At 43.9% G+C, this 18,784-nt stretch carries 15 protein-coding genes and 1 pseudogene; 9 read left to right on the top strand and 7 right to left on the bottom strand.

The features are described from left to right. Positions 1–89: 89 nt before the first annotated feature. The 9 genes and pseudogenes from ACCW71_RS04815 to ACCW71_RS04775 all read left to right on the top strand — a co-directional run bounded on the left by ACCW71_RS04815 (position 90) and on the right by ACCW71_RS04775 (position 7,105). Positions 90–287, top strand: coding sequence for a HipA domain-containing protein (locus ACCW71_RS04815; RefSeq protein WP_436369947.1), 198 nt, complete (start codon positions 90–92; stop codon positions 285–287). Positions 288–350: 63 nt separating this feature from the next. Continuing rightward, entirely contained in the window at positions 351–512 is a 162-nt protein-coding gene (locus ACCW71_RS04810) for a hypothetical protein (RefSeq protein WP_436369946.1), read from the top strand. Then, positions 509–844, top strand: a pseudogene (locus ACCW71_RS04805) (helix-turn-helix domain-containing protein). The gene ACCW71_RS04810 and the pseudogene ACCW71_RS04805 overlap by 4 nt, the downstream one beginning before the upstream one ends. Beyond that, a complete protein-coding gene (locus ACCW71_RS04800; RefSeq protein WP_436369945.1) occupies positions 831–1,307 on the top strand; it encodes a YbaK/EbsC family protein in 477 nt (158 codons plus the stop codon). The pseudogene ACCW71_RS04805 and the gene ACCW71_RS04800 overlap by 14 nt, the downstream one beginning before the upstream one ends. Before the next feature lie 65 nt (positions 1,308–1,372). Beyond that, positions 1,373–2,164, top strand: a complete 792-nt coding sequence (locus ACCW71_RS04795) for an ABC transporter substrate-binding protein (RefSeq protein ID WP_436369944.1) — start codon at positions 1,373–1,375, stop codon at positions 2,162–2,164. Positions 2,165–2,270: 106 nt separating this feature from the next. Further along, positions 2,271–3,569 (top strand): succinylglutamate desuccinylase/aspartoacylase family protein, encoded by a 1,299-nt coding sequence (locus ACCW71_RS04790; RefSeq protein ID WP_436369943.1) that lies wholly within the window; start codon positions 2,271–2,273, stop codon positions 3,567–3,569. 217 nt (positions 3,570–3,786) lie between these two features. Continuing rightward, positions 3,787–4,137: a GtrA family protein gene (locus ACCW71_RS04785; RefSeq protein ID WP_436369942.1), complete on the top strand. Its 351-nt coding sequence runs from the start codon at positions 3,787–3,789 to the stop codon at positions 4,135–4,137. Positions 4,138–4,141: 4 nt separating this feature from the next. Continuing rightward, on the top strand, positions 4,142–5,068 hold the full coding sequence (locus ACCW71_RS04780; RefSeq protein WP_436369941.1) for a glycosyltransferase family 2 protein: 927 nt from the start codon (positions 4,142–4,144) through the stop codon (positions 5,066–5,068). A 435-nt stretch (positions 5,069–5,503) separates the two neighbouring features. Then, positions 5,504–7,105, top strand: a complete 1,602-nt coding sequence (locus ACCW71_RS04775) for a DUF6311 domain-containing protein (RefSeq protein ID WP_436369940.1) — start codon at positions 5,504–5,506, stop codon at positions 7,103–7,105. A 430-nt stretch (positions 7,106–7,535) separates the two neighbouring features. Here the strand turns inward: ACCW71_RS04775 and gndA are convergent, their stop codons facing one another. The 7 genes from gndA to ACCW71_RS04740 all read right to left on the bottom strand — a co-directional run bounded on the left by gndA (position 7,536) and on the right by ACCW71_RS04740 (position 18,775). Continuing rightward, positions 7,536–8,945, bottom strand: a complete 1,410-nt coding sequence (gndA, locus tag ACCW71_RS04770) for an NADP-dependent phosphogluconate dehydrogenase (protein WP_436369939.1) — start codon at positions 8,943–8,945, stop codon at positions 7,536–7,538. A 134-nt stretch (positions 8,946–9,079) separates the two neighbouring features. Beyond that, positions 9,080–10,195 (bottom strand): glycosyltransferase family 4 protein, encoded by a 1,116-nt coding sequence (locus tag ACCW71_RS04765; protein ID WP_436369938.1) that lies wholly within the window; start codon positions 10,193–10,195, stop codon positions 9,080–9,082. After that, positions 10,192–11,355 carry a glycosyltransferase family 4 protein gene (locus tag ACCW71_RS04760; RefSeq protein WP_436369937.1) on the bottom strand — a complete coding sequence of 388 codons (1,164 nt, stop codon included), beginning with the start codon at positions 11,353–11,355 and terminating at the stop codon, positions 10,192–10,194. Before ACCW71_RS04760 ends, ACCW71_RS04765 begins: the two co-directional genes overlap by 4 nt. Continuing rightward, a complete protein-coding gene (locus tag ACCW71_RS04755) occupies positions 11,331–12,233 on the bottom strand; it encodes a GDP-mannose 4,6-dehydratase (RefSeq protein ID WP_436369936.1) in 903 nt (300 codons plus the stop codon). The genes ACCW71_RS04760 and ACCW71_RS04755 overlap by 25 nt, the downstream gene beginning before the upstream one ends. A gap of 1 nt (position 12,234) precedes the next feature. Next, positions 12,235–13,269 carry a GDP-mannose 4,6-dehydratase gene (gene gmd, locus ACCW71_RS04750; RefSeq protein ID WP_436369935.1) on the bottom strand — a complete coding sequence of 345 codons (1,035 nt, stop codon included), beginning with the start codon at positions 13,267–13,269 and terminating at the stop codon, positions 12,235–12,237. Positions 13,270–13,283: 14 nt separating this feature from the next. Then, positions 13,284–17,024, bottom strand: coding sequence for a glycosyltransferase (locus ACCW71_RS04745; RefSeq protein WP_436369934.1), 3,741 nt, complete (start codon positions 17,022–17,024; stop codon positions 13,284–13,286). Beyond that, a complete protein-coding gene (locus ACCW71_RS04740; RefSeq protein WP_436369933.1) occupies positions 17,024–18,775 on the bottom strand; it encodes a GT99 family glycosyltransferase N-terminal domain-containing protein in 1,752 nt (583 codons plus the stop codon). Before ACCW71_RS04740 ends, ACCW71_RS04745 begins: the two co-directional genes overlap by 1 nt. Positions 18,776–18,784: the final 9 nt, after the last annotated feature.

The following is an 18,784-nucleotide window of genomic DNA, read 5'->3' as shown; positions in this document are numbered from 1 at the left end:
CGTTTTTATGCGTATTCTGAGCAGCATCCTTCTCAAAAAAATAAATTAAACGCTATTGTTGAGCGTAATATTGCTCAACAGGAGCTGTTATGCTCACACTCCAGCTATTCATTAAGGGCCGCTGGCATGATGCTGCCCAGCTCAATATTCAGTTTGGCAATTCGGATAACCATGGACGTAACAGCGCGATTCTGAAAAAGGACAGCGGCATGTGGCTTGCACCCATTTATGATTTTGCGCCTATGAAAGCGGATCCCGAAGGCGTGGTACGGACTACGCAATGGTGATCGCCTTTTGAAGAGGGTGGTCACTATCAGTGGCAACAGATTGCTGACGCATTGAGTGATCTGGTGCCATCCGAAAGATTACTGGCTGAACTGGCCTCGCTGGCTCGCCAGCTTACCGGACTCAAAGAGCGTCTGTTGCAGCGAGGCGTTCCGGCATCGATTCTGACTATGCCAGCTCCTGTCTTCGATTATCTGGATCAACGTATTGCAGGCTGGCAACTATGAAGAAAACGCTGTCACCTTTTGAACGCGAGGCTATGCTGCTGAACCTTCTTCAGCAGTTTCTTGAAGAAAAATTGTCACAGGGTGAGCTGCTGAAGCAGCTTCGCAAAAACGTACTGGGATTCTCACAGGAACGCTATGCAGCGCTGGCAGGAATTAGCCGCCGGACGCTGTCAGATATCGAGCAGGACAGAGAAAATACCACCCTGAGTACGCTCAACCGGGCCTTTTAACCGCTGGGTCTGAAAACCGGCGTGCTACCGCGTCAACCCCATATGCTACAGACACTGATGCTGCAACTCACTGCCCAGGGAGAGAACCGTGACTACCCATGAAAAATTGATCGCCCTGCTCGACCAGCACCAGGCTCGCTATCAACTGATGGAACATGAGGCGACCGGCAAATGTGAAGCAGTCGCGGCGATACGCGGCACCGAAATCGGCCAGGGTGCGAAAGCGCTGGTCTGTCATGTGAAAGGCAACGGCGTTAAGCAGCATGTGCTGGCGGTGTTACCGGCCGATCGGCAGGCCGACCTGAGTAAAGTGGCCGCTGCCGCTGGCGGACGACGCGCCTCACTCGCCAGTCCGGCGGAAACCCTGGCCCTGACCGGCTGCGTATTCGGTGCCATTCCGCCCTTCAGCTTTCATCCCGACCTGATGCTGGTAGCGGACCCGGCGCTGTTTACACGTTACCCGGAGATTGCGTTTAACGCCGGTTTGCTGGAGCGCTCGGTGATCCTCAACACCGCAGACTATCAGGCGCTGTGCGGCGCAAAGGTGGTGGAGATCACCGGCTGATTGCCATCCTGGCAGCCGGGCGTTACTCTGCGTGATACCCATCACGACACAATAAGAGCAAAATCATGAAGATGTTAACTCAACGCCTGCGTCAGACGCTGGCTATCGCAGTAATGACCGGCTGCGCGTTTGCCGCCCAGGCAAAAATCGATCAGGTACGTTTCGCGGTTGATCCCACCTATCCTCCCTTTGAATCGAAGACCCCTCAGGGCAAGCTGGTCGGTTTTGACATCGATCTTGGCAATGCGCTGTGTGCACAGATGCAGGCGAAATGCGTCTGGGTCGAGAGCCAGTTTGACGGCATGATCCCGGCGCTGAAGGCGCGTAAATTTGATGCCATTCTCTCCGATATGGGGATCACCGAAGAGCGCCTGAAGCAGATCGATTTTACCGTGCCGCTCTACGATACCCATACCCAGCTGATTGCCCGTAAAGGCGCTGGTGTGTTGCCCACCGTTGAATCCCTGAAAGGGAAAACGGTGGGCGTCGAGCAGGGCACCGTGCAGGAGCGCTATGCGCTGGCAAAATGGCAGCCGCATGGTGTGACCGTCGTGCCTTATGGCGATCAGGCGCAGGTTGAAAGCGATCTGGTTTCCGGCAGACTGGATGCGGTCTTTACCGATGCGGCGCAGGCGGCTATCGGCTTTCTGAAGCATCCGCAGGGCAAAGATTTTGAACTGGCTGGCCCGATTATTCAGGACCCGATTATCGGTCCCGGCACGGCGATTGGCCTGCGCAAGGGCGACAGTGAACTGAAAACCGCGCTGGATAACGCCTTTGCGGAGATCAAAAAGAACGGCACCTTTGACCAGATTCAGAAGCGCTACTTCGCTACCGACATCTCCATTCAGCAGTAACCTCGCGGTCGCCCTTTTTCGTCCTTACCGCGATCCGGCACTATACTCTAACCTTTTCGGGACGGCGCGCTGTCGTCCTTCGCCGATTAAAGGACATTAACACGGTATGCATCAACAACATCATCCACTGTTAAGCGCCTCTTTAGGCACCCAGCGTGAAATCATCAGCTTCCACTTTGGCGGAGATAGCGAACGCCAGGTCTATATCCAGGCGGCCCTGCACGGCGACGAACTGCCCGGCATGGCGGTGGCGTGGTTTTTAAAACAGCGCTTACAGGCGCTGGAGTCAGCCGGACAGCTGCGGGCCTCGTTTACGCTGGTGCCGGTGGCGAATCCGCTGGCGCTGGGCCAGCACTGGCACGGCACCCATCTCGGACGTTTTCATACCCTCTCCGGCCAGGACTTTAACCGCCGGTTTCCCTCACTGGGGGCGACCCTGGCCGCCGGGCTGGCTGAGAGTCTGACCCAGAGCGAAACGCAGAATAAGAGCCTGATCCGTGAGGCGATCGATCGTCACTATCGCGATACTGTGCCAAAAACCGAACTGGATGCGCAGCGCTATACCCTGATGCGCATGGCCAGCCAGGCCGATCTGATGATCGATCTGCACTGCGACTGGGAAGCGCTGCCGCATCTCTACACCACCCCACACGCCTGGCCCGACATTGAGCCACTGGCACGCTGGCTGGGCAGCGAAGTGCAGCTGCTGGCGCAGATCTCCGGCGGTGAGCCGTTTGATGAAGCCTGCTGTGAGCCCTGGCTGACGCTGGCGGAGCGGTTTGGCCACGATTACCCGATGCCACGGGGATTGCTGCCGGTAACGCTGGAGTTGCGCGGTGTGCGAGATGTGTCGCCGGAACAGGCGGAGAAAGACGCAGAGGCGATTATTTCGGCGTTGCAGGAAGGAGGTTACATCGGTTACAGCGAGCCTGCGATTTCTGTGGAAGTGGCCGCGCCGGTGATCGGTGGCGATGAGCTGGTCCCGGCGAGCGCGGGCGGTGATGATGTGGTGGCAATTAATGACGGGCCGATTGGCTTAAACGTGCCTGACGTTGCGGAAGCACCGGGAGAAACGGGCGTGATTAAAGAGCGTCACAGCGAGGGATCGGCGATTGCCTCCCCTGCCCTGAAAAACCCGCCCACGCCGTTAGCTGGCTGTGAATATATTCATTCTCCGGTATCTGGGTTGATTCTGCATCGTAAACCGCTGGGGGCGCAGATTCGTCCGGGAGAGGTGGTGGCGGAGATTGTGGATCCCGTTACCGATCAGATTACTCCGCTGGTGGCTGAGTACGGCGGCATTCTCTATGCGAGACACTGGGTAAGGTTTGCCACGGCAGGCATGCTGGTGGTGAGGCTGGCGGGTGAGAATGCGATTCGGAGCGGGGATTTGCTGGTAGGGTAGCATGTGCTAATCAAGTCGAATGGAACAGGCTATGATATAATGGCAGACTAAGGTTAAGTTGTTTTTATTTTAAACTTAACCTTAAAAATCAAATAGTTAAAAGAATTAGTTGTCTGAGGGACTATACGTCGTGATATTGGGCGTGCCAAACAACTCTTAACAAAACTTGCTTAAATTAAAATGAAATGCGAGGATCTAATTTTCGGAAGGAGCCGTTATGGGCACAATATTCGCTAAGTACTTATCTGTGGGTGTAATAAATACCTTGATACATTGGGTTGTTTTTACAACCGCGTATACATCAGGCTTAGCTCAGTCTGCGTCTAATCTCATCGCTTTTTGTTGCGCAGTAACCTTTTCCTTTTTTTTAAATGCTAATTGGACCTTCAAATCAAAGGCGACGTCAGTTCGTTATATTTTATTTGTTGTCTTTATGGGCTCGCTGGCTTTAATAACAGGCTGGATAGCTGATATATTAAATATCAAGCCTTTAATGACCCTAATTGTCTTTTCAACCATTAGCTTATGTTGTGGTTTCATCTACTCTAAATTTATAGTTTTTAGGTAAAAAAATGAAATTATCACTTGTAGTCCCTGTTTTAAATGAAGAAGAATCAATTCCTATTTTTTACAGGAACGTTAAAGACTATGACTTATTTAAGTCATATCAAGTCGAGATCGTTTTTGTTAACGATGGCAGCACTGATTCAACCGAATCAATTATAAATACAATAATGACAGAAGATGATCAGGTAAAGCTTGTTTCCTTCACGCGCAATTTTGGTAAAGAGCCAGCATTATTCGCGGGCCTGGCGAAGGCGACTGGAGAAGTTATTGTTCCAATTGATGTAGATCTACAAGATCCTATAGAAGTTATACCACAAATGATTCAGAAGTGGCGAGAAGGTGCTGAAGTCGTCCTTGCAAAAAGAATTGATCGCAGTACAGATGGTCATTTGAAGCGTAAAACTGCCGAATGGTTCTATAAATTACACAATAAAATCAGTTCACCTCAGATAGAAGAAAACGTAGGTGATTTTAGATTAATGTCTCGTGATGTTGTTGAAAATATAAAATTACTTCAAGAAAGAAATCTCTTTATGAAGGGTATTTTAAGTTGGGTGGGTGGCAAGACTGAAGTTGTAGAGTACATTCGAGCTGAACGCATTGCAGGAAAATCAAAGTTTAACGGATGGAAACTTTGGAATCTTGCTTTAGAAGGAATAACATCTTTTTCAACATTTCCGCTTCGCATCTGGACTTATATAGGGTTAGCCGTAGCCACTCTGGCATTCATTTATGGTTCATGGATGGTAATTAATACAATTTTTTGGGGGAATCCGGTAAAAGGTTATACTTCAATCATGGTTTCAATGCTTTTCCTGGGCGGTATACAATTAATAGGTATTGGTGTCTTAGGAGAGTATATAGGAAGAATTTATATTGAAGCTAAGCGTAGGCCGCGATATTTAGTTAAAGGAACTAGCAATGATCAATAACAAAGAAAGGCATATAAATTCACTTTGTCGAAAAATTTCGATGATTTTGTCATGCCCTACACAAAATACTAAAAAGATCAATAGAAAATAGCAAAAAATGGAGTCCAAATTATGAAAGATAAAAAAATAGTTAATTGCAGCTTACTGCCAGTAAGCATCTATTGCCTCAAGGTTGTGAATTAAGTCAGTACGGCTATTCGCAGAAATGATATTGTGACATATTTACTTATCATTACTGGCGGTATCATTCCTTGTCAGCAATTTGGTGATTTTTTGAATTATTTATAAAAATCTCCAACGGGATGTTGAGTAATTGCATGTTATAATAGCAGTTAAATGTAAAGAAGTTTTGGATGAATTTCTTAATCAATTCACTAAGGACAGGTTTACAACACTGACCTTAATATGTTTAATTTTCAGTTAACAGGTACGATGATGTCAAAAGACATTAAAGATAGGGTATATATATTGCTGTCACTCTTGACAGGGATTATTACGTTTTTGATTTTCTCAGACATAGCCATAATCGATCCTAAAAATATTGCATGGCTTATGAAGGGAGACCCTGCACAACATTATCTTGGTTGGAGCACATTTCGGCATACCCCCCTCCTCCAGTGGCCTATTGGGACGAACTATAATTATGGCATGGCTGTTAGCAGTTCTATCGTTTTCACTGATAGCATCCCACTAATTGCAATACCTTTAAAATATTTTAATTTTCTTCTTCCATCAGAATTTCAGTACACTGGTATTTGGCTGCTATTATGCTATATGTTGCAGTCTCTTTTTGGTTACAAAATACTTAACCATCTGACAGGGAATAAAGTATTTTCTCTTGTTGGAGGATTCATTTTATCTTTTGCTCCAATATTCCTCCTTCGGACACAAGGTCATTATGCATTAAGCGGACAATTCTTGATCCTTGCTGCTTTTCTTTTATACTTAAAGCCCTTTTCCACAAAAAAGTGGACCACACTTTTATGCATTACAGCTTTAGTGCATGCATATTTATTGATGATGGTTTTATTAATTTTCGTCGCCAAGACCATTATTAGTGCTGTTGAATCAAAAAATTATAGAAACCACATAATTTCCTTTGTTACTGCATTGCTTTTTTGCCTGTTTTTTATGTATGCAGAAGGTTATTTTCTAGTACATAATGGATTAGCCGCAGGCGGCTTTGGCGAATATCGTGCCGATCTCCTATCGCTTTTTAACCCATCTTCACCAGATTTTTCTAGATTTACACGAGTAAACAACAACCAGCTTCAGAATGGCGAAGGATTAGGATATATAGGATTCGGAGTAATTATTTGTTTGTCTTCACTTTTCATTTTGTGTGCGAAAAAAATTGAAGAAAACAAAAAATCATTGACTTCAACTCCTATAGTTGTGCCAGTATTAATTATTATAGGATGCTTTCTCTATTCAATATCCAATGTCGTTTCATTACAAGGATTTGAAATCTTTAGATTTAACTTGCCACACTTCCTGGTTGGGCCCGTTAATACATTCAGAGCTAGCGGAAGATTCATTTGGCCTATTAGCTATTTAGTAATCATAATGTCAATTTTTTCACTATGGTTTTTGAATAAAAAATATTGCCTACCTTTAATTTTTATTATAGCAATAATTCAATTATACGACATATCAAAATTCGGTGATATGTCAAGATCATCAATTAAAAACACGGCAGCTGCCTGGAATAAAAACAACATTAACGATTATGATGTTGATTATTCGAAATTCCAAAGTGTGGCAATGTATCCACCAAGGGACTTTAATGACAAGAGTAATATAATATATTTAGCTGCCCTGCATGGCCTTCCTGTAAATGCGGGATACATGGCCAGATATGATACAGTTAAGGATGCAGAGCAAAATAGAAAGATCGATACTCTGATTGAGCAACAAAGACTAGAAAAAGGAATTATTTACTTTATTGGTGAGTCAGCTAAAAATTTAGCTTCTCTTTGCGGACAAGGATACATTTGTCAGGACGGCTTTGCAGGCAAGATGATGTATAAACAGTAATCTATATTCGCCTGAAGTAATTCAGGCGAATTTTCTGCTGGGCTGACTGATACTCATGTAAGAGAAGACTAATACTATCGGTTAAATTTAAATAACACCCTTTGCGTTAATTTATTAATAGACACTTCGATAAAAAACTTTTTCTTATTTATTACATCCTTGTAAGCACTCCCCCTACCGACATCATATCTTCTCGTCATATACTAATTTAGTAGAACACTTACGCTGCAACTCATAATATAGTCGCTTTTAGCATAAAGCCATCATCTTCAAACCTTTTCCATTTTATAAAAATAGCGCCAAACTTAGATTCAAAGATTAAACAGAGAAAATATGATAGCGAAAAATAAAAAGGTTGAAAAAAAATTTTTAACTTTTTATAGATATAAAAAAACCCGGCGAAGCCGGGTTTTTTAAACCTGGATAACTGTTATTCCAACCACTCGGTGTGGAACACACCATCTTTATCGATGCGCTTATAAGTGTGCGCACCAAAGTAGTCACGCTGTGCCTGAATCAGGTTAGCAGGCAGCACTTCTGAACGGTAGCTGTCATAATAGGCGATCGCCGCAGAGAAGGTTGGCGTCGGAATACCGTTCTGAATCGCGTAGGAGACCACATCACGCAGCGCCTGTTGATACTGGTCAGCGATATCTTTGAAGTACGGTGCCAGCAGCAGGTTAGCGATACCGGCATCTTCAGCGTAAGCATCGGTGATTTTCTGCAGGAACTGAGCGCGGATGATGCAGCCAGCACGGAAGATCTTAGCGATTTCGCCGTATTGCAGATCCCAGTTATTCTCTTCTGACGCTGCACGCAGCTGGGAGAAGCCCTGTGCATACGAGACGATTTTACCCAGATAGAGTGCACGGCGCACCTTCTCGATAAATTCGGCTTTATCGCCGCTGAAAGCCTTAGCCTGTGGACCGCTCAGTACTTTAGAGGCTGCCACACGCTGAGTTTTCAGTGAGGAGAGGTAACGGGCAAAGACAGATTCGGTGATTAATGACAGAGGCTCGCCGAGATCCAGTGAACTCTGACTGGTCCATTTACCGGTACCTTTGTTCGCCGCTTCATCCAGGATCACATCAACCAGATATTTACCCTCTTCATCTTTCTTGGTGAAGATATCTTTGGTGATGTCGATCAGGTAGCTGCTCAGCTCGCCGTTGTTCCACTCGGTGAAGGTTTCAGCCAGCTCTTCGTTGCTCAGACCCAGAGCGCCTTTCAGCAGAGCATAGGCTTCCGCGATCAGCTGCATGTCGCCATATTCGATGCCGTTGTGCACCATCTTCACGTAGTGACCTGCGCCGTTCGGGCCGATGTAAGCCACACAGGCTTCACCATCTTCAGCACGCGCCGCAATCTTATCCAGAATCGGAGCAACCAGCTGGTAGGCTTCTTTCTGACCGCCAGGCATGATAGATGGGCCTTTCAGCGCGCCCTCTTCACCGCCAGAAACGCCGGTGCCGATAAAGTTGAAGCCCTGGTCAGAAAGCTCTTTGTTACGACGGATGGTGTCTTTGTAGAAGGTGTTACCGCCATCAATCAGAATGTCGCCTTTGTCGAGATGTGGCGTCAGTGAGGCGATAGTCTTATCCGTTGCTTCACCTGCCTGAACCATCAGCAGGATACGACGAGGTTTTTCCAGCGATTCAACAAACTCTTCAACAGTGTAGAAAGGAGCAAGTTTCTTGCCCGGGTTCTCTGCGATGACTTCATCAGTCTTTTCGCGTGAGCGGTTAAAGATAGAAACAGTGTAACCGCGGCTCTCAATGTTAAGAGCCAAATTGCGGCCCATCACTGCCATACCTACAACGCCGATCTGTTGCTTGGACATTACATACTCCTGTCTGTGGTCTCGCATGGTGTTACCCGTAACACCATACTGTAAGTGTTCATCATGTTAACTCAGGATAGCGGATTAAAGGTAATGAATGGTGCGATAGAAGGATGAAATTATTTGAAAAAAAATCACACACTTAACAAGGATTTATAAAGTCTTGTATAGCTTTGGATCATTTTTTCAGCAGTGAAAAGTGATTCGAAGCGCGCCAGTGCTGCCGTGCCATAATCCCTTGCAAGCTCTGGATTGTTCCATATCTTATCCATAGCCTGACGTAAAGCCAGAGGATCAGAAGGAGGAACCACAATACCGGTGACTCCATCTATATTAATAAACGTGGTTCCGGTGCCGATCTCACTCGAAATCAGCGGTTTTGAATATAACGCTCCTTCAAGCAGCGAAATACCAAACGCCTCTGACCGCAGATGGGAAGGAAACACCAGGCAGGTACAAAGTTTGAGCAGGGCTGACTTATCGCTATCTTCTAATGCACCCAGGAAATGGATATTGTCCACGCCTAACTGTCGGGCCTGAGATTTTAACTCTGCTTCAATCGGGCCCGCACCAACGACGACAATCGGATAATGACTGTTTTTCGCCGCTTCAATTAAAATGTGGAGGCCTTTGTAGTAGCGGAACGTCCCTATGAACAGGAAGAAGCCATCTGAAAATCTTGCCTGCCATTTTTGCAGAACAGCAGGATCGCTATTTTGATAAAACTGTTTATCAAGGCCATAGGGAATAACTTCTACCTTGTCTTTGAAGTGCTGCAAAACCGGACTACTTTCAACATAGTTGGGAGAGGCGGCAACAATGCGATCAACACTGGAAAGAAAGCGGTTCATCAATGGGGTATAGAGTTTGAGCAACACCTTCTGTTTAACAATATCAGAATGATAACTGACCACTGAAGGTTTGTTGATGCCCGCAGCAAAGTGCATAAGGTCCATAAATGGATAGGGAAAGTGATAATGAATGATGTCTGCATCCTGAGCGAGTTTTTTAAATTCTTTTATCGCTGGATATGAAAACGGGGTTGATGCAAACTCATACTGGGTCTTGACACGATAAATAAGGTGATTATCCAGCGTATTTTGTTTTTTTTCGAAATCAGGACTATGCGTGAAAACGACAGACTGAATACCTGCTTTGAAACCACCTTCTGCAAGCTGATATATAACCTGTTCAATGCCACCAAATGTATCAGGATAGTATGTTTTATAACAGTGTAGAACTTTGATCATATATATTTCGCGACCTGCTGATAAGCTTCAATGGTTTTATCCGCACACAATGACCATGAAAATTCACGGGCACGAAGTAACCCTGTATCAATCATGCGTTGCTTTTCATGAGCGTTATCCATCATCATCTGGATATAGGTTGTTAAGGCGTCAATATCTTCAGGTTCATGCATTAATGCTGCATTACCCGCCACTTCGGGAAGTGATGTTGCATTGGAACAGATTACGGGTGTTCCTGATGCCATAGCTTCCAGTACCGGCAAACCGAAACCTTCATATATTGAGGGGAAGACAAAGCTTGTTGCCGCGCTGAATAATAGAGGTAAATCCTGACCGGGCACAAATCCTAAATACTTCAACCACCCTTCTCTCTCACCCTTATCAAACAGCTTAAACAGCTGCTCGTTCTCCCAGCCCCTGTAGCCGCTAATGACCAGCGGAAAAGCGGATTTTTCATGGGCGGCCAGCCGGTCATAAGCCTGTAATAACGTGAGTATATTTTTCCGGGGCTCGATTGTACCTGTGTAAAGGAAGAAATTGCGCCAGCGCAGATTATACTTTTTAAGCACGCTCTGGACATCTGTTTCACTGCGCGGGTGAAAACTCTCATTACAGGCAAGCGGAGCTACAGCAATTCTTTCATCTGCTATACCAAAAAACTCCATTAATTCTTTTTTGGTATAGTGAGAATCAGTTATCAACATTGCCGCTCGCAACGTTGTGTTTCTCAATTCTTTCTGCATCAGGTGAACGCGACCGGCTGGATGGAACTGTGGCCAGTGGAATACCGACAAATCATGAAAAGTAGCAACGCAATGCTTCACCCGCGGAGGCAGATAGTAGTTGGGACTGTGAAATATATGGTTTTTGAAACCTCTTAATGCAAAGGTTTTCATAACCGGATATGTCAGGCGATAAATCTCGCTCACAGCTTTGCTTTTCTGAAGTCTGCGTTTAAAGGATTGAACTGACTGCGCTGATTCACTGGCAACAGCCAGCGAATCACGAACGGATGTGCCATGAAGAAAGGTTAGCGAGAGCTCATCTCTTTCCCGCAACTGCTTAGCAAGTTCAAACGCATAACGGCCGATCCCGGTTAAGGGATATTTGATGCAGTCCGTTGAAAAAACAACGTTTAACTTTTTGCTTCCAGCATCCATTTAAGCGTATCTCTGAGAGGGATTTTGGCCGAATTATCGCAGGTTAACTTATCCAGCAAACTAATATCGCCACATAACTCTTTTATTTCATTCGGACGAACAAATTGAGGATTAACCTCAATATCTATCTTATGACCCGTTAACTCCTCGCAAAGGCTGATTACCTCGCGTAACGAATGCATTTTTCCTGAAGCGACATTGACGACCTGGCCAAACGCAGAAGAGTGTAATAACGCACGATAGCGGCTGGTTACGTCACGAACATCGGAAAAGTCACGCCATACATCAATATTCCCTAACTCTATAACAGGCAGACGCTGGCGGAAATGTTTAACAATTTTCGGGATTAGAAAGTTTTCCGCCTGCCCTACGCCGGTATAATTAAAAGGCCGGGTAATGATAATGGGTAGTTTGCTATAGAACAGGCTCGCCATATACTCCATTGCCAGCTTGCTTACGGCGTAATCATTCGCAGGTCTGGCCAGGGTAGACTCTGCTAATCTGCCCGGCGTATTGTTGCCATAAACATTAGCACTGCTCGCAACTAAAACTGCTTCGGGAGTCTTCGCAGATTCGCATAAAGCCTGTAGCAGGTTACGAGAACCGCACAGGTTTACATCATAAAAGGCGTTTGGGTCAGCATGTCCTACAAAAGCAATTGCTGCAAGATGAATAACTACATCCGGTGACACTCTCTCTACCGCCTGCTTTACTTCAGCGAGGTTAGTGAGATCGACCTGAATGTAATTTGGTGATTTCTGGGCTGGAGATGAACCGAAACCAAATACCTGATAACCGGCAGCGGATAATTCCGCTGCCATATATTGGCCGGTAAAGCCCATGATCCCAGTGATCAGTGCTTTTTTGCCATTAGTCATATCAGAAGGAAAACCCTTGTTTGTTGCGACGCAGGTCTTCTTCAACCATCATTGCGCATAACTCTTCAAGCGTTGTTTTTGGCTCCCAACCGAGAATATCTTTGGCACGCTGAGGATTGCCAATCAGCAGCTCGACTTCAGCCGGACGGTAAAACTTCGGATTGACCTTAACGACTACTTTATTCGTCGCTACGTCGATAGCGACTTCCTGGTCATCTTTACCTTCAAAGCGCAATTCAATGCCGGCAGCTTTAAATGCCATTGAAACGAAGTCGCGAACGGTTTCAGTACGGTTAGTCGCAAGAACAAAGGTATCGGGTTCTTCAGCCTGTAACATCAGCCACATCCCTTCTACGTACTCTTTAGCGAAGCCCCAGTCACGCTTGGCGTCCATGTTGCCTAATTCAAGTACATCCAGTTTACCAAGTTTAATTTTGGCAACAGAGTCTGTGATTTTACGAGTGACAAACTCCTGACCACGCAGTGGAGATTCGTGGTTGAACAGGATGCCGCTTGACGCAAAAATGTTATAGCTTTCGCGGTAGTTGATCGTCATCCAGTGTGCATACAGCTTAGCAACACCATAAGGACTACGTGGATAGAACGGGGTATCTTCTTTCTGCGGGATAGCCTGCACTTTACCAAACATCTCGGAAGTCGATGCCTGATAGAAGCGGATTTTTGGGTTTACGATACGAATGGCTTCCAGCAGATTTACCGGGCCAATACCGGTGATCTCAGCAGTGGTCAGTGGCTGATCGAAAGAGACGCCAACAAAGCTCTGTGCTGCAAGGTTGTAAACTTCCGTTGCCTGACTTTCCTGCAGTAAGCGGATACTGGAAGAGAGGTCGGTCAAATCATATTCAACCAGATTCAGTTCAGGATGATTTTTGATTCCTAACTCTTCAATGCGCCAAAAGTTAACAGAACTTGTACGACGATATGTGCCATAAACTTTATAGCCTTTGTTCAACAAAAGTTCTGCCAGGTAAGCCCCATCCTGACCCGTGATACCTGTAATAACCGCACTTTTCATTTATAGATAACCTTTTAATCAAAGAGTTTTTTAACAAGATTTTCTGCACTTTGCGCCCAACTTAACCAGCTAATCTCAGCTGAATCAGGATGTGCATTGTTTTTGAAGAGTTCGATCCACTCTTCTATGGCTCGAGCTAATGCCTCAGGCCGATTGGATTGGAAATAAAAAGCGCCCTCACCCGCAACTTCGCGAAGCACCGGGACATCACGTGATATCAACGGTTTGTTATGCTGTGAGGCTTCAATTAACGGAAGGCCAAAACCTTCGTCTTCAGATGGATAAAGTAAGCAGTCAGCGTTCTGATAAAGCTCATTGAGTAATTCATCACTGGCGTTATCAAACCAGAAGAGTTTTTTGTTCAGAAGCGGATGATTTCTAATCTTATCGACAATCTCAGGGATCGTACGCCTCGCCTCATCTGGCAGCCCCTTCCAGCCTTCTTTGCCCACGATGACCAGATGGGATTCATTGCCTGCTGCCCAAAGCTGTTCAAAGGCGGCCACAGCCTGCAAATGCCCCTTACGTGGCTCCAGCGTACCAACCATGAGGAAGGAGAGATTCTGTTTAATCAGGTTAACCTTGTCAAGATCGCCTGAATCGATGCCGCCTGAAGGTATGGTTGAGGAAATATCCGCACCATGATGAGAATACTCTAGCTGCAAACGTGGATTATCCAGCTTGTTGGATAGAATATATTTTTTAACTTCACTAACAACAGCATCAGTAACGCAAATGATTTTATCCGAATACTCAATGATAACATTCAGCCAGGCAGAAAAACTTTCATTACTTCCCGGTGGGAAGAAATGATTTTTAGTAACAGGCAAAATATCGTGAATCATGAATGTGACATTAACACTGTTTTTTAAAAGATGGTCATAAAATCCATTTCTTTGGGCATCTATGACTAAATCACAGGCTAACTCGGATGAAAAGTAAACATCGCCCGAATTAAAATCGACACATCTATCGTAATCAATATAAGGTGTAATGCCCGGATAGAGTTTCGCCATGAAACTATTAGCTTCACGTAAACTATAACCACTTTGCTCTTTATTCAGATATACAGGCACTACGTTAAAATGATTATCGGATAGCTTAATCAGCTCAATTAGCAGGGCTCGCGTAACACGTTCAATCCCGGTCCATAAATCAGAATCTTTGATGAGGGAAACATCAAAGAATAACTTTCTGTTTGACTTCAGGCGGGGAAAGTTATTAGCTATGAGATTAGCATAAGGTTCATACTGATTTTCTGGTATATCCAGTTTATTGATAATCTGATTAACAGTAACATTATTTTTACTGTATGCAGCCTCAATATGATTAAAACATGACTCAGCACATCTTTCGGGGCTGTGCTCGGCTGAAATATAATGGTGTGCGCTTTCGCCAAGATCTTCTCTGAATTGTTTATCTTCGCACAATTTATCAATAGCCGTGATCAAATCACTCAGCATGAATTCGTCAGCGAGCTTAATAACTTTGTCATCAGGGAGCTCGGCCATTGAACCATTAGCGTTGATAATTGTTGCTAAACCATAATTCATGCAATCTAAAACAGCGGCAGAGGTTTCTCCCCGTGATAAAGCACGGAGCTGAACGCCAATATCCGCGGCAACCAGATACTGCCGGTAAAGAGCATCAGAGGCCCACCCGGTGATCTCGACAACCGACTCAAGATGATACTCTTTTATTAATGACTCAATCCGATCTTTATAGCTACCACCCAGCTCTCCAACAAAAACCATTTTGATCTTTTGTTTTAGCTCATTATTTAAAGCCCCTAACCCCTGAATCAAAAGGTGGTTGAGCTTAGAAGCATCAAGAATACCAAATGAGCAAATTAATATTGTATCCTCAGAAATATTGAGTTCTTTTCTGACCTGTTGCTTATCCAGAGAAACGGGTTCAGCACGCAGTAATGGAATACGTTCCCATTCCAGCGCGCGACTGTTTGAATACCACTGTTTTGCTAATTTCCTCGAATAATCGGAATGTACTATAACGGCCGTAGCATTACTCAGCACATTAAAATTAGACGGGTATTGATACATTATTTTCTCATCGTCATTAACATTCGCTCTTTGAATAAGCGCATTATAACCATGAGAAGCAAGTAACTGTTCGCTCCATGAACGTTCATGACCAGCAAAGGTTTCTTTATAGCGGAAATAGTTACTGAGATAAAAATCATGCATGCAAACAATGCCGGGATAAATTTCCAGAATTTCATGCATATAATCATGGAATATGGAATTACCCATTTGATAAATAATTCGGTCATAAATTTTTGAGCTATTTAGAAATTCGCTCGCTGTAATGACAGAATAATCACTATTCTCTCTTCTATCTGACTGACTTTCATCAATAACTACATCAATATCATAAAATTTTGATAACGCTGGAAGTAACTCTTCACTATATAAAGAAATACCTGATCGCGCAGGACTCAGAGGTGTAAAAAATGCTAATGTCTTCTTAAGGCTGCCAGCATCCTTCATGACGTCCTGCATGACGGTTGCGTCTTTACCTTCAATGACGTCTTCAAATGCAGAAAGCGCAATAGCAGCAGAAGTATCCCATGAAAAGGCTCGTGCTCGCGATAAGCCTTTTTCTTTCAAAGAAGAATAAAGTGATTCATCTGTAAGCACATTGATAATCTTCTCTCTGATGTCTGACACGCTGAACGGATCAAACAACGCTTCTTCGATACCAATTACTTCAGGTAAGCTGGTGTTACCTGCACCAATCACAACGGCACCGCAAGCCAGCGCTTCCAGAGCCGGCAGGCCGAACCCTTCATGCCAACTGGGGAACACAAAAAGTTTACAGGTGTTATAGAGCTGAACCAGCTCTTCATCAGTAATATAACCCGTCATGATCATCGACATGTGTTCTAACTTACACTGCCGAGCATGATGATTGAGTTTATCAATGTCAAATTGCGATAATTTTCCCGCTAATACAAAATCATATTGTTTTTGTATTTCAACAGGAAGCTCACTGAGTGCTGTTATCAGCGCGGGAAGGTTTTTCCGTTCATCCGCCCCACCAGAATACATAATAAATGGTTTAGTTATTTTAAATTTAAGTTTCAGCTCATTGATTTCATTTTGATCTGACTCTATAACCCTGAAAATATCGTCACAGGCTGTAGAGACATTAACGATGTCATCAGCTTGATCCTTAAAATACTCTTGTCCTTCATGTCTGGAAAAAGCAGAGATAGCCAGTAACTTTTTACATGCCTGCAAATAAGAAATCTTTTCAAGATAAAATTTCTTATAGTTGGGGTTAGGGTCCAGATATTGTGCAGGATTGTGTAGTGGAATCAGATCATAAAGGGTTGTTACAACGGGTGTTTCCGTGTCGAATTCATTAACGCTTAAAACGCTATCATCCTGATAGCCTTCAAACATAGCCGGTACATAGATGATGTCAGGCTTATGGCTTTTAAAAAATGCTTCACGAATAGTTTTTGCATTTGCATTATTATGATGATTAGCAGGATTTTCAAATGCACAGGGTCCTGCCGGGTACCAGAACTTGATAGCATCACGGCCAACCAGTGGTGAAAACTCGTTGACTAAATCTTTTACCGGGAAAGCACCATTACCGATTAAAATAACTTCATATTTTTTATTAAATGCCAGTTTAACCAGAGACTTAATTATCGCGCGTGTATATCGGCCAATCCCTCTGAACCGACTCTCTGACTGCAAACCCTGCATATCAATTGCTATGCGCATCAATCGTTCCCTCTTTGACTTTTAAGCATCTTGATTTTTTTAATATTGATAACAGTGTCTCTGGATTTGTGGATCTCATTTGAAACATCAACTAATGGTGAGGCAACCGGAACTGTACTTTGTAAATAAATACTTTTTAACTTACCGTAAAGGCCAATTTTCTTTGTTACAGCTATAACTAATTTTCGAGCCTGATAATTCGCAAGCACCTTCCTGGCTATAGGCAACGCCAGCGCAACGACTTTGCGTTTAAAGGGAAATGTTGTTTTTTTATCAGATTTCAGACTATTTATAACTCTTAGTGGTTTAGTAAGTCGCCATGATTTACTTGCATAGATGTTTTCAATAAGATGCTGATGACGCCATAGTTCATCTGCCAGATGTTTATTTTTATTGACCGCACTATCCAGCTCTTGTTTCTTTTTACTCAGTTCTGACTTAAGCAAATCCACTTCTTTCGCCCTGTCAGAATTGAGTTTCATTAACTTTTTATTTAACTCTTCAGTTTCAGAACGAAAATAATTTTCATTTTCAACAAACTGCAAATTGAGATTTCTGAAAAAAATATTTTCCAGCTCAACAGGAATTGTATCGATGTTTATATTTGTTTTATTCCAGCCGTGTTTTAATTCCAGATAATAGAACAGATGCTTCTCCCTGATGCTATCTTCATCAGGCATCGTGATACGCCAGTCGTAGTATTCTTTGTTGAAGAGGAAATCGAATGGGACCAGATAGTTAAGCAGTGCGAATCTTAGCGCATCGACAAACACTGCACTGTCACGGCTAATAAATGAAAAAGGGGAATCGCCTAAAATCTCGCTTGGTTTTCCCCATAACAATGCTTCGAAACCCACACTCGAATTAATAGTAATTATTTTTTCGCATAAAGCGATAAATTCCTGAGGCGTTAAGTCCTCACTTCCATTTTCTATATCTTTATAATTGACCCGCCCGTAAGGGTGTTTGCGAATCAAAACGCTACTGGTTTTACTTTTGGCGTAATCAATAATTTCTGGATTATCAAATCCGTTATTATAAGCAATAATATTTGAATCATCTTCTACCTGAAGAGGCACACCAATTTCGTAATTATCGAATTTACGAATAGGTTTTACGACTTTAAGAAAAAGACTAAGCAGCGCTACCCGCCCAAAATTTGCATATCGATCGTTACTTATCTCATAATTTTCAAACCGGCGGGCAGCCTCAGTGTTCCCGTTAACCCCACTAAAATCGAAATAGCAAGTAGGCAAATAAACAGGTTCTCGTAATGGTCCGAGTTCATTATGAATAACAGGAATCTGGTGCTTGTGTGCAACTTTTTTTACTGAAGGACAGTTTGACCACAATATCACAGCTTTAATATCAAACGTTTCTTTGAATCTGACAATTTCAGACTCAAAAAGCTCCATCAATGGCTCATACTCCTGGGTAAGAATATGCTGCCATACGAGGTTTTTAGATTTAAGCTTATCTTCCAGAGCAGAAAAAAGATCGCTGCTCCAGATAATTTTATCCAGATTTTTTAACTCTTCATTATCTGGCAAGGAAGTATTAAAACCTGCCAGCCAGTTCTCAGGTAAATGCGGTGGCACATCCTGAAAAATCTTCTCATGTCCGATATGTATTGCGTCATTACAAGAGAAACGCTTAACGCTCAGGTAAAAAGCGGTTAGAAATGTTTCATAGGAATATTTGACGTCATAGGGAAGCCAAAAAAATAGATATTTTGATTTCTTATTTGACATTACTCGCAC

Source organism: Pantoea sp. C2G6 (assembly GCF_051336815.1).
Taxonomy (GTDB): domain Bacteria; phylum Pseudomonadota; class Gammaproteobacteria; order Enterobacterales; family Enterobacteriaceae; genus Pantoea.
The sequence above is the reverse complement of the archived record's forward strand: the minus strand, read 5'-3'. Positions and strand labels throughout refer to the sequence as shown.

Coding starts and splice junctions, on each gene's coding strand:
- ACCW71_RS04780 (WP_436369941.1), top strand. CDS start 4,142: ATGAAATTATCACTTGTAGTCCCTGTTTTAAATGAAGAAGAATCAATT.
- ACCW71_RS04745 (WP_436369934.1), bottom strand. CDS start 17,024: ATGCGCATAGCAATTGATATGCAGGGTTTGCAGTCAGAGAGTCGGTTC.
- ACCW71_RS04815 (WP_436369947.1), top strand. CDS start 90: ATGCTCACACTCCAGCTATTCATTAAGGGCCGCTGGCATGATGCTGCC.
- ACCW71_RS04740 (WP_436369933.1), bottom strand. CDS start 18,775: ATGTCAAATAAGAAATCAAAATATCTATTTTTTTGGCTTCCCTATGAC.
- gmd (WP_436369935.1), bottom strand. CDS start 13,269: ATGAAAAGTGCGGTTATTACAGGTATCACGGGTCAGGATGGGGCTTAC.
- ACCW71_RS04795 (WP_436369944.1), top strand. CDS start 1,373: ATGAAGATGTTAACTCAACGCCTGCGTCAGACGCTGGCTATCGCAGTA.
- ACCW71_RS04760 (WP_436369937.1), bottom strand. CDS start 11,355: ATGGATGCTGGAAGCAAAAAGTTAAACGTTGTTTTTTCAACGGACTGC.
- ACCW71_RS04775 (WP_436369940.1), top strand. CDS start 5,504: ATGTCAAAAGACATTAAAGATAGGGTATATATATTGCTGTCACTCTTG.
- gndA (WP_436369939.1), bottom strand. CDS start 8,945: ATGTCCAAGCAACAGATCGGCGTTGTAGGTATGGCAGTGATGGGCCGC.
- ACCW71_RS04790 (WP_436369943.1), top strand. CDS start 2,271: ATGCATCAACAACATCATCCACTGTTAAGCGCCTCTTTAGGCACCCAG.
- ACCW71_RS04765 (WP_436369938.1), bottom strand. CDS start 10,195: ATGATCAAAGTTCTACACTGTTATAAAACATACTATCCTGATACATTT.
- ACCW71_RS04755 (WP_436369936.1), bottom strand. CDS start 12,233: ATGACTAATGGCAAAAAAGCACTGATCACTGGGATCATGGGCTTTACC.
- ACCW71_RS04785 (WP_436369942.1), top strand. CDS start 3,787: ATGGGCACAATATTCGCTAAGTACTTATCTGTGGGTGTAATAAATACC.